This window comes from Kribbella pratensis (assembly GCF_004366075.1).
Classification (GTDB): Bacteria; Actinomycetota; Actinomycetes; order Propionibacteriales; family Kribbellaceae; genus Kribbella; species Kribbella pratensis.
On sequence record NZ_SODU01000003.1, the window covers coordinates 1,424,408 to 1,438,767 of the forward strand.

At 68.9% G+C, this 14,360-nt stretch carries 18 protein-coding genes; 7 read left to right on the forward strand and 11 right to left on the reverse strand.

Annotated features, from left to right (window positions below; translation table 11 throughout):
• Window positions 1–136: 136 nt before the first annotated feature.
• Together trpS and EV137_RS31090 are read left to right on the forward strand one after the other, a co-directional pair.
• Window positions 137–1,105 carry a tryptophan--tRNA ligase gene (trpS, locus tag EV137_RS31085; protein ID WP_134007885.1) on the forward strand — a complete coding sequence of 323 codons (969 nt, stop codon included), beginning with the start codon at window positions 137–139 and terminating at the stop codon, window positions 1,103–1,105.
• The gene (locus EV137_RS31090; RefSeq protein WP_134131735.1) at window positions 1,102–1,848 is read left to right on the forward strand and encodes an endonuclease/exonuclease/phosphatase family protein; all 747 of its coding nucleotides are present in this window, start codon (window positions 1,102–1,104) and stop codon (window positions 1,846–1,848) included. Before trpS ends, EV137_RS31090 begins: the two co-directional genes overlap by 4 nt.
• On the opposite strand, the gene EV137_RS31095 is transcribed toward EV137_RS31090, so the two are convergent.
• Complete coding sequence (locus tag EV137_RS31095; protein WP_134131736.1) at window positions 1,834–2,736, reverse strand: LLM class flavin-dependent oxidoreductase; 903 nt, start codon at window positions 2,734–2,736, stop codon at window positions 1,834–1,836. The two genes, EV137_RS31090 and EV137_RS31095, sit on opposite strands and share 15 nt — an antisense overlap.
• Before the next feature lie 41 nt (window positions 2,737–2,777).
• Window positions 2,778–3,134 (reverse strand): winged helix-turn-helix transcriptional regulator, encoded by a 357-nt coding sequence (locus EV137_RS31100; RefSeq protein ID WP_133789668.1) that lies wholly within the window; start codon window positions 3,132–3,134, stop codon window positions 2,778–2,780.
• Window positions 3,135–3,184: 50 nt separating this feature from the next.
• Here EV137_RS31100 and EV137_RS31105 point away from each other — a divergent pair, with 50 nt between their 5' ends.
• Window positions 3,185–3,613, forward strand: a complete 429-nt coding sequence (locus EV137_RS31105) for a TIGR03618 family F420-dependent PPOX class oxidoreductase (protein ID WP_134131737.1) — start codon at window positions 3,185–3,187, stop codon at window positions 3,611–3,613.
• Between the two features lies 1 nt (window position 3,614).
• Here the strand turns inward: EV137_RS31105 and EV137_RS31110 are convergent, their stop codons facing one another.
• The 3 genes from EV137_RS31110 to EV137_RS31120 form a co-directional block, all read right to left on the reverse strand.
• On the reverse strand, window positions 3,615–4,208 hold the full coding sequence (locus tag EV137_RS31110; protein WP_238175660.1) for a hypothetical protein: 594 nt from the start codon (window positions 4,206–4,208) through the stop codon (window positions 3,615–3,617).
• A 114-nt stretch (window positions 4,209–4,322) separates the two neighbouring features.
• A complete protein-coding gene (gene proC / locus EV137_RS31115) occupies window positions 4,323–5,126 on the reverse strand; it encodes a pyrroline-5-carboxylate reductase (protein ID WP_134007875.1) in 804 nt (267 codons plus the stop codon).
• 28 nt (window positions 5,127–5,154) lie between these two features.
• Complete coding sequence (locus EV137_RS31120; protein WP_134131739.1) at window positions 5,155–6,084, reverse strand: proline dehydrogenase family protein; 930 nt, start codon at window positions 6,082–6,084, stop codon at window positions 5,155–5,157.
• Window positions 6,085–6,158: 74 nt separating this feature from the next.
• Here EV137_RS31120 and EV137_RS31125 point away from each other — a divergent pair, with 74 nt between their 5' ends.
• The 4 genes from EV137_RS31125 (at window position 6,159) to EV137_RS31140 (ending at window position 9,783) form a co-directional block, all read left to right on the forward strand.
• Window positions 6,159–7,193 (forward strand): DUF695 domain-containing protein, encoded by a 1,035-nt coding sequence (locus EV137_RS31125; protein WP_134007871.1) that lies wholly within the window; start codon window positions 6,159–6,161, stop codon window positions 7,191–7,193.
• 62 nt (window positions 7,194–7,255) lie between these two features.
• A complete protein-coding gene (locus EV137_RS31130) occupies window positions 7,256–7,762 on the forward strand; it encodes a SigE family RNA polymerase sigma factor (RefSeq protein ID WP_134131740.1) in 507 nt (168 codons plus the stop codon).
• Window positions 7,763–7,773: 11 nt separating this feature from the next.
• Complete coding sequence (locus EV137_RS40825; RefSeq protein WP_166680058.1) at window positions 7,774–8,805, forward strand: hypothetical protein; 1,032 nt, start codon at window positions 7,774–7,776, stop codon at window positions 8,803–8,805.
• A gap of 69 nt (window positions 8,806–8,874) precedes the next feature.
• The gene (locus tag EV137_RS31140) at window positions 8,875–9,783 is read left to right on the forward strand and encodes a hypothetical protein (protein ID WP_238175661.1); all 909 of its coding nucleotides are present in this window, start codon (window positions 8,875–8,877) and stop codon (window positions 9,781–9,783) included.
• A gap of 40 nt (window positions 9,784–9,823) precedes the next feature.
• On the opposite strand, the gene EV137_RS31145 is transcribed toward EV137_RS31140, so the two are convergent.
• From EV137_RS31145 to EV137_RS31170, 6 genes are read right to left on the reverse strand one after another with little or no spacing between them, the layout of a single operon-like run.
• The gene (locus tag EV137_RS31145; protein WP_134007865.1) at window positions 9,824–10,561 is read right to left on the reverse strand and encodes an ABC transporter permease; all 738 of its coding nucleotides are present in this window, start codon (window positions 10,559–10,561) and stop codon (window positions 9,824–9,826) included.
• Complete coding sequence (locus EV137_RS31150; RefSeq protein ID WP_134131741.1) at window positions 10,558–11,280, reverse strand: ABC transporter ATP-binding protein; 723 nt, start codon at window positions 11,278–11,280, stop codon at window positions 10,558–10,560. The genes EV137_RS31145 and EV137_RS31150 overlap by 4 nt, the downstream gene beginning before the upstream one ends.
• Before the next feature lie 42 nt (window positions 11,281–11,322).
• On the reverse strand, window positions 11,323–11,892 hold the full coding sequence (locus tag EV137_RS31155) for an HDIG domain-containing metalloprotein (RefSeq protein ID WP_134007861.1): 570 nt from the start codon (window positions 11,890–11,892) through the stop codon (window positions 11,323–11,325).
• Window positions 11,892–12,482 (reverse strand): TetR/AcrR family transcriptional regulator, encoded by a 591-nt coding sequence (locus EV137_RS31160; RefSeq protein WP_134007859.1) that lies wholly within the window; start codon window positions 12,480–12,482, stop codon window positions 11,892–11,894. The genes EV137_RS31155 and EV137_RS31160 overlap by 1 nt, the downstream gene beginning before the upstream one ends.
• Window positions 12,479–13,342 (reverse strand): sugar phosphate isomerase/epimerase family protein, encoded by an 864-nt coding sequence (locus tag EV137_RS31165; protein WP_134131742.1) that lies wholly within the window; start codon window positions 13,340–13,342, stop codon window positions 12,479–12,481. Before EV137_RS31165 ends, EV137_RS31160 begins: the two co-directional genes overlap by 4 nt.
• A gap of 4 nt (window positions 13,343–13,346) precedes the next feature.
• Window positions 13,347–14,279, reverse strand: coding sequence for a Ppx/GppA family phosphatase (locus EV137_RS31170; RefSeq protein WP_134007855.1), 933 nt, complete (start codon window positions 14,277–14,279; stop codon window positions 13,347–13,349).
• Window positions 14,280–14,360: the final 81 nt, after the last annotated feature.

Below are 14,360 nucleotides of genomic sequence, written 5' to 3' on the forward strand. Positions count from 1 at the left end.
TGTGGTGGGCCGCCTAGGGCGGTCCACCCGGCGTGTTCGCACGCATCCACGAGGCCGTCTCGCCGAGGCGGCCTCGTTTTTGGTTAAACGCCGCTTATGTCCTCGGTGGGGCTCCACACACCGAAAGGGCACGATCATGACCTCGCTTTCCGGCATCACCCCGTCCGGCCGTCTGACGCTGGGAAACCACCTCGGCGCGCTGCGCCGGTTCACCGACCCGGACGGGTTCTACTTCGTCGCGAACCTGCACGCGATGACGACCCGGCACGATCCCCGAAGACTCGCCACGCTGACCCGCGAGTTCGCGACGCTGATGCTCGCGGCCGGTGTCCCCGAGGGCACGGTCTTCATCCAGTCCGACGTACCCACGCACGCCCAGCTCGCGTACCTGCTGGAGTGCACGTCGTACGTCGGTGAGCTGTCACGGATGATCCAGTACAAGGAGAAGGGCAACGGCCGCCCGATGACGCGGGCCTCGCTGTTCACGTACCCGTGCCTGATGGCCGCGGACATCCTGCTGTACGGCGCGGAACGGGTCCCGGTCGGCGGCGACCAGGACCAGCACGTCGAGCTGGCCCGGGACATCGCGATCCGGTTCAACCGCGAGTACGGCGACACGTTCGTCGTACCGCAGCTCAACAAGGCGGCGCTGGCGACGCGGGTGAAGGACCTGCAGAACCCGACCGCGAAGATGAGCAAGTCGGACGCCGACGACGCGATCGGGACGATCCGGCTGCTCGACCCGCCGGACGTGATCCGCCGCCAGATCATGCGCGCCGTGACGGATTCGGACAACGAGGTCCGGCACGACGAGGCGAACAAGCCGGGCATCACCAACCTGCTGGAGATCCTCGCGGCGTGCACCGAGGGCGACCCGGTCGAGCTCGCGAAGGCCTATGCGTCGTACGGCGCGCTGAAGCAGGACGTCGCGGACGCGGTCCTGGCCGTCATCGAGCCGCTGCAGAAGGAGTACGCGCGACTCACGACCGACCCGGGAGCGATCGAGAACCTGCTCGCCCAAGGGCGCGACCGGGCGCTCGAGGCGAGCACTCCCCGGCTCCAGGCGGCGACCCGGGCGATGGGTTTGGCAGGATCTACTCCATGAAGATCCGCGCCGCCACGTTCAACATCCGCAACTCCTCCGCACCCGACGGCGAGAACGCCTGGCCGGTACGGCGGAAGGCGGCGGTGGCGGCGATCGAACAGCTGGACGCGGACGTGGTCGGGCTGCAGGAAGCGCTGCCCGACCAGCTCGAGTACCTGCGCTGGCGGTTCCCGAAGTACGAGATCGTCGGCGCCGGCCGGGACGACGGCATGAACGCGGGTGAGCACGCGACCGTCCTGGTCCGGCCCGGCGACTGGCGGGTCGAGCGGCAGGAAACGCGCTGGCTGTCCGACGACCCGGGGACGCCGGGATCGATCGGGTGGGACGCCGACCTGACCCGGGTCGCGACCCTGGTCTGGCTGCGGCATCGCAACGGTACGACGGTCGGCGTTGTCAACGCGCACTACGACCACGCGGGCGAGGTCGCGCAACTGCAGTCGTCGCGGCTGATCGCGCGCTGGATCAGCGGATCGATCCCGTGGATCGTGATGGGCGACCTGAACTCGACCCCGGACTCTCCCCCGGTGAAGACGCTGGTGGATTCCGGTCTGCGGATCGCCGTACCGATCGAGGCCGGCGGCAGTTGGCACGACTTCACCGGCGCCGTCGACGACGACCGCATCGACCACATCCTCGTCACCTCGACGTGGACCGTGACCGACGCGGCCGTCTCGCACTACCGCCCGGACGGGCGGCTGCCCAGCGACCACTGGCCGGTGGTCGCGACCCTAGATCTTGGCTAGAACCTCTTCGCGCAACCGTTCCAAGGCCTCGAAGCGCCGGTTGCCGTCGCCGAGGAACGCGTCCGGCACCAGCAGCTCGTCGATCCCGGCTGCCGGGTACTGCGCGACCACGTCGAGCACCTCCTGCGCCGACCCCATGATCACGTGCGCACCCCGGCTCTCCAGGCGCTCCTTGCGTTCGATCGCCTCGGTGTCGCCCGTTACGACGACCTCCAGGAACGTCTGCGCGGAACGCCGTACCGTCAACGGATCGCGCCCCACGCGCTCGCAGTGCTTCGCGAAGACCTCGCCCTTCTGCGCGGCCAGCTCCGGACGTCCCCAGTGGTTCCACTCGTCGGCGTACTTCGCGACGATGCCGAGGGCAACCTTTTCGCCCGCGGCGCCGATCAGGATCGGCAGATTGGCCGGCTTCGGTTCACAGGGCGCGTCGGTGAGCTGGTAGTACTTGCCGTCGAACGTCGTCCGCTCCCGGGTGAGCAGGCCCTTGATCACCTGGCAGGCCTCCTCGAAACGCTTCAGGCGCGGGCCGATCGGCGGCAGTTCGATGCCGTACGCCTCGTGCTCGTTGACCTGCCAGCCGGCGCCGATTCCCAGCACGAACCGGCCGTTCGCCATCTGGTCGATCGTCGCGGCAGCGTTCGCGACCACGGCCGGATGCCGGTACGTGTTCCCGAGCACCATCGAGCCGACCCGAACCCGCTGAGTGCGCGCGACGACTCCCGCGATCAGCGCCAGTACCTCGTTGACCGGGACGCTCAGATCGTCCCCGTTCTGCATGAAATGGTCAGCGATCCACACGCCGTGCCATCCGGTCCGCTCGGCGTACTCAGCACCTTCGAGCACACCCTGCCAGGTCCGTGACGCCGCCGGCCACAAAGAAAAGTCCATGACCCGACCCTACGTTCGTCGTCCGGAGGACGAGGTGGGGGTTACGGGGATTCTTGGGCGGCGAGGACTGCCTCGCCGTTCTGCTCTGCCCACTCTGTGAGCATGCGGATGGGGCCCATCAGGGTGCGGCCGAGGTCGGTCAGGGCGTATTCGACGCGGGGTGGGACACCGCCGTGGTCGGTCCGTGTGACCAGGCCGTTCGCCTGCAACCGGCGGAGTGTCTGGGTGAGGACCTTCTTCGAGATCCCGCCGATCAGCTCGATCAGCTCCGAGTGCCGGCGGGCGTGGTCGTTGAGACCCCACAGGACGACGACGGCCCATTTGTCCGCGATCACCTCGACCGCGAGACGGGCCGGGCAGTCGGCCAGAAAGACGTCGCCAGGTTCAACACCATGCACAGCGCTCAGGGTACTCAGAGGTTCCCACGGCGCTGTCTAGCGTCTGCTCCATGAACCTTCCCGAGAGCACTCATCGGCTCTTCGACGAGCCCAAGGACATCACGATTATCACGATCGACCCGGACGGGTCGCCGCAGGCATCGCTCGTGTGGGCCGAGCGCGACGGCGACGACCTCCTGATCGGCCTCCAGGCGCCGCACCGCAAGACCCGCAACCTGTTCCGTGATCCGCGAGTGACGCTGCTGGTCCAGGACGACCAGGTGAGCTCGCGCGGCGTCACGCAGTACCTGACGATCCGCGGTACGGCGAAACTCGAAGGGCCGGGGATTCCGCGCGAGTACAAGGCGTTGATGGACCGCGAGACGCAGCGTTACCTCGGGCTGCCGGAATTCCCCTTCGGCGAAGGGATCTGGGACACCGGCGTGATCGCCCGGGTGACCGTCGACCGGATCGCGGGCGAAGGGCCGTGGGTCAGATGACTCAGATGACTATGTGCCAGCGGAGCAGGAAGGCGCCGATGGACAGGACGACGTAGAGCAGGACGAGGAGGGTGCCGATGCCGGGGCGTGGGCGGTGGCGCTGGACCTTGACCTCGAAGGACTGCTCGCGCAGCACCTCCATCACGGCGGCGACCTCGGCGGTGCGGTCCGTGGGGATGCCGTTGATCTCGTGTTCGTCCGGGCCGCGGGTGAGTACGACGTTGTCGTCGCCGACCTCGATCTTGCCGACGTCCTGCCAGGCGAGGCTGCGGATCAGCATGCTGGTGCGGGCCTTCAGGCCGCTGGGGAACAGCTCGACGCGGTACAGCACGACGCCGCCGGCGACGCGGACGACCGACGCTCCGATGATCGTCAGCAGACCGACCGCGAGCATGTCGCGGGCACCCATCCACAGCCACGAGTTCAGGGCCGGTACGACGACGAACGGCAGCACGAACAAGGCCCAGGCCCACCACGGCGCCGGGTCCAGCGGCACGCGCCACGGCAGCGGCGGCACCGCGCGTTCCTGAAGCTGCGCAGGCCGATCCTCATGCTGCGCATGCGTCGTCGCCGGCTCGACCGAACCATTACCCATGGGCGGACTCATATCCCTCGAACATGGCAGGAAACCTCGGCGCCCAACCATAACGCCACCCACGCGACAGGTGTTATTCGGCCGCCAGGTCGCCGCGATCGGTTGCGGCGAGTGTTATTCGGCAGCCAGGTCCCGTGAACGGTTGCGGGCGGCCTCGATCGCGGACAGGAACGCGGCGCGGACCTTGTGGTCCTCGAGTTCGCGGACCGCGGCGGCCGTCGTACCGCCCGGGGACGTCACACGCTCCCGCAGTACCGTCGGGTGTTCGCCGGTCTCGCGCAGCAGCTTCGCGGATCCGACCACGGTCTGTACGACGAGTTCGGTCGCCGTACCGCGCGGCAGGCCCATGTGGACGCCGGCCTCGATCATCGCCTCGACGACGAAGAACAGGTACGCCGGACCGGAGCCGGAGATCGCGGTCACCGCGTCCTGCTGCTTCTCCGGGACCCGGATCACGCGACCGGTCGCGGCGAGGAGGCTCTCGGCCAGCTCGAGGTGGCTCTCGTCGCAGTGCGCACCGCGAGAGATCGCCGCCATGCCCTCGTCGACCAGGGCGGGCGTGTTCGGCATGACGCGTACGACGGCAACCCCTTCAGGCAGCCGCGACTCGACGAAGCTCGTGGTGATACCGGCCGCGAGCGAGACAACGGTCTGCGACGGCTGCACCGCCGGGGCGATCTCGGCGAGCAGATCGCCCATGTCCTGCGGCTTCACGACCAGGACGAGCGTGTCCGCCTGCTTCGCCGCCTCCACATTGGACACGACGTCGACGCCATACCGCTCACGGAGCTCGGCGGCACGTTCCTCCCGGCGCTCGGTGATCAGGAGGTCCTCCGGTCGCCGTCCGGCCCTGATCAGCCCGGACAGCAACGTCTCCCCCATCACTCCGGCCCCGAGAACGGCCACCTTGTTACTCATGACCACAGGTTAGCCGGGTCGGCCCTTTCTACTTCTTGCTGATCAAGGAGCGGGCGAAGAACTGCAGGTTGGCGGGGCGCTCGGCGAGGCGTCGTACCAGGTAGCCGTACCAGTCCTCGCCGTACGGGATGTAGATGCGGACCGTGTGGCCCAGGCCGGCCAGGCGGAGCTGCTCCTCGGGGCGGATGCCGAACAGCATCTGGTACTCGTAGCTGCCCGGTTTGCGGTTCGCGCGGTCGGCCAGCGCACCCGCGATCGAGATCAGCCGCGGGTCGTGCGACGCGATCATCGGGTAGCCGTCGCCGTTCATCAGGACCTTCATGGCGCGGACGTAGCCCTTGTCGACCTGGCGCTTCTCCTGGAACGCGACCGACTCGGGCTCCTTGTAGGCGCCCTTGCACAGGCGGACGCGGGAGCCGGCGTACGCGAGGTCGCGGCAGTCGGACTCGGTACGACGGAGGTAGGCCTGCAGGACCGCACCCGTCTCCGGGAAGTCCTGGCGCAGCTCGCGCAGGATCCCCAGGGTGGAGTCGGTCGTGGTGTGGTCCTCCATGTCGAGTGTCACCGTCGTACCCGCGTTGCGGGCGGCGAGGCAGATGGTCCGCGCGTTCTCCAGTGCGATCTTCTCGCCGTCGCCCGGGAGCGCCTGGCCGACGGCGGACAGCTTCACCGAGACCTCGGCGTGCTTCGTCAGGCCGGCGGCGGAGAGCTTCCGCAGCAGGTCGAGGTACGCGTTGGCGGTCGCGGACGCCGCGGCGCGGTCGGTGACGTTCTCACCAAGGTGGTCGAGGGTGACGTTCAGCCCGTTGCTGACCAGCTTCTCGGTGGCCAGGACCGCCTCCGGAGCGGTCTCACCGGCGACGAACCGCGCGACGATGCCACTGGACACCGGCAGTGACGACACAGCCTTCTTGATCTGGGAGCTGCGGGACACGCCCAGCAGGATTCGCCGAAGCACTCCGTGTTCCTCCTCAAGCCACCCATTGCCGACGGTGTCCATCGTCGCACCCCTGGTTGGGAGAGGATGCGGCCATGCCCATCTTCAAGCGTCGCCGCCGGAACGCCGTGGAGGCCGATCCGATCGGCGCGTTCTGGTCCTGGTGGTCGAGCGCCGGCGCGACGAGCGTCGCGGACGCGATCGCCCGCCGGGAGCCGACCGACGCGAACGCGGAACTGAACGAGCGGGTCGCCCGCATCCACCCGGACCTGGAGTGGGAGCTCGGCCCCGGCCTGCACGCCCAGCACGCGCTCATCGTCACCGCCGCCGGCAACCCGGCGCAGCGCGCGGTCGCTCGCCGCTGGCTGCGGGCCGCGCCGCCGTCGGATCACGTCTGGGAGTACGCCGACCTGCGCCGCCCCGGGCCCGCGGTGACGATCCAGTTCGAGGGGCTCCCGCCGGTCGCGGTCGACGAGTCGGTGGTGTCGATCGAGCCGGATTCGGCTTCGGTGCATGTCGGCGTACACCATCCTGTCTTCTCGTCGTTGTCGGTGGACGTGCAGCGACGGGTGACGTTCCTGATCCTCGATCTGGTGCTCGGCGAGGAGATGGTGGAGACGTGGGTCGGTGCGATCGACACGCTGCCCGCCGCGCCTGCCGACGCCGTACCGGTGATGGAGCTGCTGCCTGCGGTGGCCGGGTTTGCTGCCGAGCACACGCTCGAGGACGGCAGTCCGGCGTGGAAGATGCTGGAGGGTACGCGCGACGGTCAGCGGGTGATCGCGACGGCTGAGTACCCGTTGCGGTCGATCCGGCGGCCGCATCTCGATACGCATGTCGCTGTCGCGATCCACTATCCCGTGGTGCGTGAGGACGGGCTTCCCGAGTCCGAGATGCTCGACGAGCTCCGGGCGTTCGAGGACCACCTCACCGACCGCCTGGGCGGCTCCGGCAACCTGCTGGCCCACGAGACCTCCGCCGGCACCCGCATCCTGCACTACTACGTCGACGGCACCACCCCTGCCGACGCCCAACTACAAGCCGCCACCACCGGCTGGCCCCACGGCAAGGTAACCCTCACCACCACCCCCGACCCCGCGTGGCAAAACGTCGCCCACCTCTCCGGCTGACGGGTGCAACCTGAGGTGGCGGGCTTTTCGTCTTGAGGGGGAGATGGAGAGTGGAGGCTCGGATGGTGGAGCGGGACCGGGAGTTCGTCGAGTTCGTCGAAGGGGCGGGGGCGGCCCTGCGGCGGACGGCGTTCCTGGTGTCGGGGGATCGGCACCGGGCGGACGACGTCGTCCAGGACGCGCTGTACAAGCTGTACCTGGCCTGGCCGAAAGTACGGCGGGTGAGCAACCCGTTCGCCTACGCGCGCCGGATGGTGGTGAACGCGGCGTACGACGGGAAACGCCGGCCGTGGCGGCGGGAGGTGACGATCGCCGACGTACCGGACCAGGTCGGGTACGACGACTTCGCGGCGGGGCATGCCGAGCGGGACGAGGTGCTGGCGGCACTTCGGTCGCTCGGGCCGCGGCAGCGGGCGTGCGTCGTACTGCGCTACTACGAGGACCTGTCCGTCGAGCAGACCGCGGAGATCCTCGGCTGTTCCACAGGCACCGTGAAGAGCCAGGCGGCACGTGGTCTCGACACTCTCCGACGAGCCATTGACCAGCGGCGGGTGAGCCGGGCGCTGTGAAGGAGAACGAGATGGAAGACGTACAAGAGGTCAGCGCCGAACTCCACCGGCTCGCCGAGTCGGAGGCGATGGACCCGCTGGACACGACCCGGATGCTGGAGCGCGGCCGCCGCGGAAGGCGGCGTCGCAAACTGATCGGCGCGGGCGGGGCGGTCGCCGGTGTCGCGGTGATCGCGGTCGGCGCGAGCCTGCTGCCCAGCCTGAGCTCGGCCGACAACCAGCCGGGGGTCGCGAAGAACCCACCTGAGCAGTTCAGTTCGGTACCAGGTGTGCCGCGCGGCGAGGCCGGCGCCGACCAGCGGATCACCATGGACGAGGCACAGCGCCGCTGCGATCTGCGGAACCCGACCGAGAAACGGAAGCTCCGGGGCACCAAGGGCGCCCGGTCCGGCCACGTGGCGATGTACGACATCAAGATCGGCGAGAAGCGCAACCTGTGCATCGTTCCCGGCGGGGACAGGCCGTCGGCCGACCTGATCGCGGCGGCGGACAAGGATCCGATGCCGAAGAGCACCGCCGGCAAGCTCCGCAACTGTTCCGTACTGGCGTGGGTGGACGTGACCGGCTGGCAGGTCGTGGCGTCCGACGAGTCGAAGACGCTCGGTCAGGCCGAGGTGGTCGCGATCTCCCCCACCGGGCACAAGGTCATGGAGTGCGCGTTGCGCACGGACGTCCCGTTCAGGACCGGCCTCGAGGGCAATACGACGTTCGCGACGCTGACCAACCTCACCAGTAGCGACCCGGTGCTGAACCCGGCCGACAAGTCCGCTCGCACCGACATGTACGCCGCCGGGGGTGGCGGCGGCCCCTGCAAGGCCGGGGCCTGCAGCGGCTGGGGGATGACCGGCTGGGGCCGGGTCGCCTCGAAGGACGCCGCCGCGGTCCGCCTGCGGATCGGGAACGGTCCGATCTACCAGGTCCCGGTCGGCGAGGGCGGCTGGTTCGCGTTCACCTGGAAGACCGCGGCCAAGTACAAGCAGGGCACGTTCCCGAAGGTTGCGGCGTACACCAAGGCCGGGAAGGTCGTCAAAGTCTTCGAGTAGGCACGAATCGTTATCAACCAAAGGGCGACGTCGTTGGTCTCACCCCCGAAGAACCGAGAAGGGGGAGACATGGGGAAACTGCGTACGACCTTGACCTTGCTCGCGGCGGCCGGACTGGCCGCCGCGGGCGCGACCACCGCGGGCGCCGCGCCCGCCAGTTCCACCGCTTCCTGCGGGCTGAGCCTCGGCTCGGTGACGGCCGGCGGTGACCAGACACTGCAACGACTGACAGCATCGACTCCGCCGGCCGCCGGCGCGCGGAGCGTCGTACCGAACGTGTACGCCGACGGCGCCGTCCGGATGATCGGGTCGCTCGTCAACGAGGCGACACCGACCGGCAGTTCCCGGCACGGGCGGGTCGTGCTCGGGGACACGATGTACCAGCACTGGCTCGAGCTCGACAAGGCCGGCAAGGTGACGTCGTCGGAGCTGGCCCGGATCGGCGGCGGGTGGAGCAAGTTCGTCGACCACGAGACGTCGGTGTTCAACGACAGCCCGACACATCCGCGGACCTACGAGTACGCGCTGCGTTCGGACGGTGTGCTGTTCCGATGGGTCGTCGGGGACGTCGGCAGCTGGAAGGCGTACGGCTCGGCGCCCGGGTTCGCGTCGGTCAAGTCGATGACGCTGATCAGCAAGACCGCGGCGTACGACACGTTCCTCGCGAACACCCGCGGCGGCGCGCTCTACACGATCCGGATCCCGGTCAACAGCCAGATGCGGCCGATCGTCACCAAGGTGCGGTCCGCGACCTGGCAGGGGTTCGAGTCGCTGGTCGCCGGCCAGTGCGGTAACTACGGAACCGTTGTCGTCGGCATCGACAAGGACACCAAGTCGGCGTACCTGTACACCTTCGGGCACGCGGACGGCACGAAGACGTCGATCACCGGTCACGGCAAGGTGCCCGGAACCTTCGCCGATCCCAGCTACTTCCGCTGGGCCCCACCGGTGAAGTCCGACTGGCTCTTCGGCGAGTAAAAGACCCGGCGCGCGCCCGTCGTGGCGCGCGCCGGATTCCTCAGGCGGTACGGCGTCTGAGGGTGGCTGCGCCCAGGCCGAGGGCGGCGAGGATGAAGCCCAGGACGACCAGGGTGTCGCCGCCTGTGCCGGTGGTGAAGCCGTTGCCCTTGGCAACTCCTAGTACGGCGTCCACCGCGTAGGACAAGGGCAGTACGTCGCTCACCGCGTGCAGGACCGTGGGTAGTTGATCGCGTGGGACCAGGAGCCCGCACAGCAGGATCTGCGGGATCATCACGGCCGGCATCATCTGTACGGCCTGGAACTCGGTCGCCGCGAACGCGCTCGCGAACAGTCCCAGCGCCGTACCGAGAACCCCGTCGAGGACGGCGACCACGCCGAGTTGCCAGGCGGCGCCCTGGATGTCCAGATCCAAGAGGTACAAGGCGATCGAGACCACGGCGAGCGCCTGGACGACGGCGATCAGTGCGAACGCGAGCGCGTACCCGAGCAGGAAGTCCAGCTTGCCCATCGGCATCGTGAACAGCCGCGACAACGTTCCGCTCGACCGCTCGCGCAGCGTCGCGACCGACGTGACGACGAACATGATGATCGACGGGAACACCGCCAGCAGCGGGCCGCCGACCCGGTCGAAGACCATCGGGGAATCGGTGAACATCCACCACATCAGGCTGACCAGCAACGCCGGCAGCACGATCAGCATCGCCACCGTCCGGTGGTCCCGCCGCAGCTGGGCCAGGACTCGAGCGGCTACGGCAAACGTCACACGCGGTGTCATCGCGCACCAGCCTTTCGCTCGATCAGGGTGAGGAACGCCTGCTCGATGTCGTTGGTCCCCGCCGACAGGAGCAGGTCCTGAGGCGTGTCGTCGGCCAGCAGTTCACCGTCGCGCATCAGCAGAAGACGATCGCAGCGCGAGGCCTCGTCCATGACGTGACTCGACACGAGCAGTGTCGAGCCGGCGTCGGCGAGTTCGTGGAAGAGGTTCCAGAGATCGCGGCGCAGAACGGGATCCAGCCCGACCGTTGGCTCGTCCAACACCAGGAGCTCCGGACTGCCGAGCAGCGCGGCCGCCAGGGAAGCGCGTGATCGCTGGCCGCCCGACAGCTGGTCGACCCGGGCGTCCGCGTGCGACGTGAGATCGACCGCCTCGACGACCCGTTCCACATCGGACGACGGGACCCCGAGGACCGCCGCGAAGAAGCGCAGGTTCTCGGTGACGGTCAGATCGCCGTACACACTGGGCTCCTGCGTCACGTAGCCGATCCGTCCACGCAGCTTCGGCGCACCGGCCGGCAGCCCGAGGACCGAGATGTCGCCGGTCACCCGCGCCTGCAGGCCGACGATCGCGCGGATCAGCGTCGTCTTGCCGCAGCCGGACGGTCCGAGCAGCCCGGTCACCGATCCGCCCCGGATGTCGAACCCGACCCCGCGCAGGACCTCCCGGTCACCCCGGACCACGACGAGGTCACGGCAGCTCACCGCGTTTTTCATCATATGATGAATTTAGCGCGTACGTCGTTCCCTGGCAACAGGTCGTTAGACGACGGCGTAGCCCGTGGCCTCACTCAGCGCGGTCAGCGACGGGTCGCCGTACCTTTCGCGCAGGGCGGCGAAGCGCTCCACCTTGTCCGTGCCGAACCGGCTGATCTCGGCGGCGAACGTGGCGCCGGTGAGGAACACCGGCGGGCGCCGCTTGCTGTGGAACTTGTCGGCGTACAGGACCAGTTCCTCCTCCGGCGTCCGCGGGAGGTAGTCGTCGACCGGGATCGGCAACGCCTGACGCACCACGTCGTCGCGCGTGATCCCGACGCCGGTGTGACACGACGCGAACCGGCAGAGCTCGACCGGGAGGCCGAGAGACGCGAGCAGTTCGTGCCCCAGTACGCCGTGCCGCACGTACGCCGTCGACTCCAGGCGATAAACCCCGATGTCGTGCAGGAGCGCGCCCGCACGTACCAGGTCGGTGTCGATGTCGACGCCGGCGAAGAACTGTTCGGCAATCGAGCACACCAGACGACAGTGCTCATGGACGAGCTCGAACGCTTCGCGACTCGGCGCGTACTCACGGTGGAGCGCGCGGATCTCGTCGTCGGTCGGGATGTCCATCAACCGGTCAGGTGCAGTTGGAGGACCGGCGCCAATCGGTCGATCAATGTCTCGACGTCGATGGACGCGATCGGCTCGAGCCCGACCAGGTACCGGACGATCGCGGTGCCGACCAGTTGGGTGGCGACCAGGCCGACCCGCAGTTGCGCATCCGGTACGTCGAGCACCTGGGAGACGGGCTGGATGATCATCTGGGTGATGCCTTCGCGCATCATCCGCGCCACCTCGTCGCTGGTGACCACGCTGCGGAACAGGGCCTTCATCCGCTGCTGCCCGTCCGGCGACTCCCAGACACCGAGGAACTCGGTCGCGATCCGGCGCCCGATCTCGTCCAGCGGTCCGTCGATGATCTGCGCGGCGATCCGGCGCGGGTCGACCGGGATCGCCATCGCCTCGATGAACAGCTCGTCCTTGCTGTCGAAGTAGTGGTGCACGAGGGCCGCGTCGACACCGGCCCGGCGTGCGACGGCGCGGATCGAGGTGGCCGCGAATCCCTTGTCCGCAAAGGATTCCCGGGCGGCCTTGACGATCTCTCCCCGGGTATCCGGTCCCCCTGGGCGGCGTCCCGGCGTACGACCGGTAGCTGTCACGGAGTCAGCTCCGAGATCTCACCTTCCGGGGTGACCGCGAACGACGTACGCCGGGACCGGGAGGCTCCAGGCCGGACGAAGTGCTTGCGAGTGAACTCCAGCGACTCGACCAGGTCGACCTCGCGCTCGGAGCGGCTGGTCGCGCGGCGGGTGTTGATCTCGATGATGATGTGGCCGCGGAAGTCCTGCTGCGCGAGGACGCCCAGCAGGTCCGCGGCGCGTTGCGTGCCGCGGCCCGGGACCAGGTGCTCGTCCTTGGCGGAGCCGGTGCCGTCGGTCAGATGCACGTGGGTCAGGCTCTTGCCCATCGTCGCCGCCAGCTCGACGCAGTCCTGCTCGGCGGTGGACGCGTGCGACAGGTCGAGGGTGGTGTGCGCGTACTCCTGCTCGGTCGGGTCCCAGCTCGGCGCGTACGCCTGCAGGTCGCGGCCGGGCGCGCGCCACGGGTACATGTTCTCCACCGCGAGCGTCACGCCCGTCTCGGCCTCCAGCCGGGCGATCCCCTCGACGAACCCGCGCGCGTAGTCCCGCTGCCAGCGGAACGGCGGGTGTACGACGACCACGTCGGCACCGAGCTCCTTCGCGGCCTCGGCGCTGCGCTCGAGCTTGCTCCACGGATCGGTCCCCCAGACGCGCTGCATGATCAGCAGGGTCGGGGCGTGGATCGCAAGCACCGGCAGCTGGTGGTAGTCGATCAGCCGCTGGATCGCGTCGATCTGGGTGCTCAGCGGATCGATCCCGATCATCACCTCGACACCGTCGTACCCGAGCCGGGCGGCCAGCTCGAAGCCGCTCGCGGTGGACTCCGGATACACCGAGGCGGTGGACAGGCCGATCTTGGCGGTCGTACGGGGGTTCATTCGTTCACCGAGGTTGCAGCTGGTCGAGCCGGGACAGGATGACGCCTTCACGCAGGGCCCACGGGCAGACCTCGAGCGCGGGCAGGTCGAAGAGGTCCATCACGGCGTCGGCGACCAGCGCGCCGGCGGTCAGCTGGGACGCGCGGCCGGCCGACACCCCGGGCAGGGCGGCCCGCTCGGCGGCCGACATCTTGGTCAGCTTGGGGATCCACTCGTTCAGGTCGTCCCGGTTCAGCGTGCGCGGCACGTACGGTCCGTCGGCGGACGGGGCCGCGCCGGTGATCCGGGCCAGCGAACGGAAAGTCTTGCTGGTGGCAACCGAACGCTGCGGCTTACCGGCCCGCAGTACCGGACCGGCGACCGCGGCCAGCTCCATCCGGATCCGGCGACGCAGCGCCCGGACCTCGTCCTTGGCCGGCGGGTCCGTGGTCAGCCCCTCGCGGGTCAGCCGCCCGGCGCCGAGCTGGACCGACTCCGCCACGGTCGGCTGCTCGTCCGACCCGGCCGCGATCTCCAGCGAGCCGCCGCCGATGTCGAACACCGCCAGGCGCCCGGAGGACCAGCCGAACCACCGCCGTACCGCCAGGAAGGTCAGCCGGGCCTCGTCGTCGCCGCTCAGCACCTCGAGGTCCACGCCGGTCTCGTTGCGGACCCGGGCCAGCACCTTCTCGCCGTTCGGAGCCTCGCGGAGCGCCGAGGTGGCGAACGCGAGCACCGACTCGCAGCCCTTGTCCTCGGCCAGCTCGACCGCCTGCTTGGTGAACGAGACCAGCCCGTCGGCACCGGACTGGTCGATCTTGCCGTCCTTGTCCAGGTGCTCGGCCAGCCGGAGCTCGATCTTGTGCGAGTACGCCGGCAGCGGCGCGGCACCGCGATGCGCGTCCACCACGAGCAGATGGACGGTGTTGGATCCCACGTCGAGTACGCCGAGCCGCATACCCTCACGCTACTGGACAACCCGAGTATTCAGCGTTCCGGAGTCGGCGTTCACGGATGTGGAGGTAGTGAGCGTAGGCTT

Excerpts from the sequence above, each read along its gene's own strand:
- EV137_RS40825 (WP_166680058.1), top strand. The coding sequence starts at position 7,774 with ATGGAAGACGTACAAGAGGTCAGCGCCGAACTCCACCGGCTCGCCGAG.
- EV137_RS31140 (WP_238175661.1), top strand. The coding sequence starts at position 8,875 with ATGGGGAAACTGCGTACGACCTTGACCTTGCTCGCGGCGGCCGGACTG.
- EV137_RS31110 (WP_238175660.1), bottom strand. The coding sequence starts at position 4,208 with ATGGGTAATGGTTCGGTCGAGCCGGCGACGACGCATGCGCAGCATGAG.
- EV137_RS31155 (WP_134007861.1), bottom strand. The coding sequence starts at position 11,892 with ATGGACATCCCGACCGACGACGAGATCCGCGCGCTCCACCGTGAGTAC.
- EV137_RS31090 (WP_134131735.1), top strand. The coding sequence starts at position 1,102 with ATGAAGATCCGCGCCGCCACGTTCAACATCCGCAACTCCTCCGCACCC.
- EV137_RS31165 (WP_134131742.1), bottom strand. The coding sequence starts at position 13,342 with ATGAACCCCCGTACGACCGCCAAGATCGGCCTGTCCACCGCCTCGGTG.
- EV137_RS31170 (WP_134007855.1), bottom strand. The coding sequence starts at position 14,279 with ATGCGGCTCGGCGTACTCGACGTGGGATCCAACACCGTCCATCTGCTC.
- EV137_RS31130 (WP_134131740.1), top strand. The coding sequence starts at position 7,256 with ATGGTGGAGCGGGACCGGGAGTTCGTCGAGTTCGTCGAAGGGGCGGGG.
- EV137_RS31150 (WP_134131741.1), bottom strand. The coding sequence starts at position 11,280 with ATGATGAAAAACGCGGTGAGCTGCCGTGACCTCGTCGTGGTCCGGGGT.
- EV137_RS31125 (WP_134007871.1), top strand. The coding sequence starts at position 6,159 with ATGCCCATCTTCAAGCGTCGCCGCCGGAACGCCGTGGAGGCCGATCCG.
- EV137_RS31145 (WP_134007865.1), bottom strand. The coding sequence starts at position 10,561 with ATGACACCGCGTGTGACGTTTGCCGTAGCCGCTCGAGTCCTGGCCCAG.
- proC (WP_134007875.1), bottom strand. The coding sequence starts at position 5,126 with ATGAGTAACAAGGTGGCCGTTCTCGGGGCCGGAGTGATGGGGGAGACG.
- EV137_RS31095 (WP_134131736.1), bottom strand. The coding sequence starts at position 2,736 with ATGGACTTTTCTTTGTGGCCGGCGGCGTCACGGACCTGGCAGGGTGTG.
- EV137_RS31105 (WP_134131737.1), top strand. The coding sequence starts at position 3,185 with ATGAACCTTCCCGAGAGCACTCATCGGCTCTTCGACGAGCCCAAGGAC.
- trpS (WP_134007885.1), top strand. The coding sequence starts at position 137 with ATGACCTCGCTTTCCGGCATCACCCCGTCCGGCCGTCTGACGCTGGGA.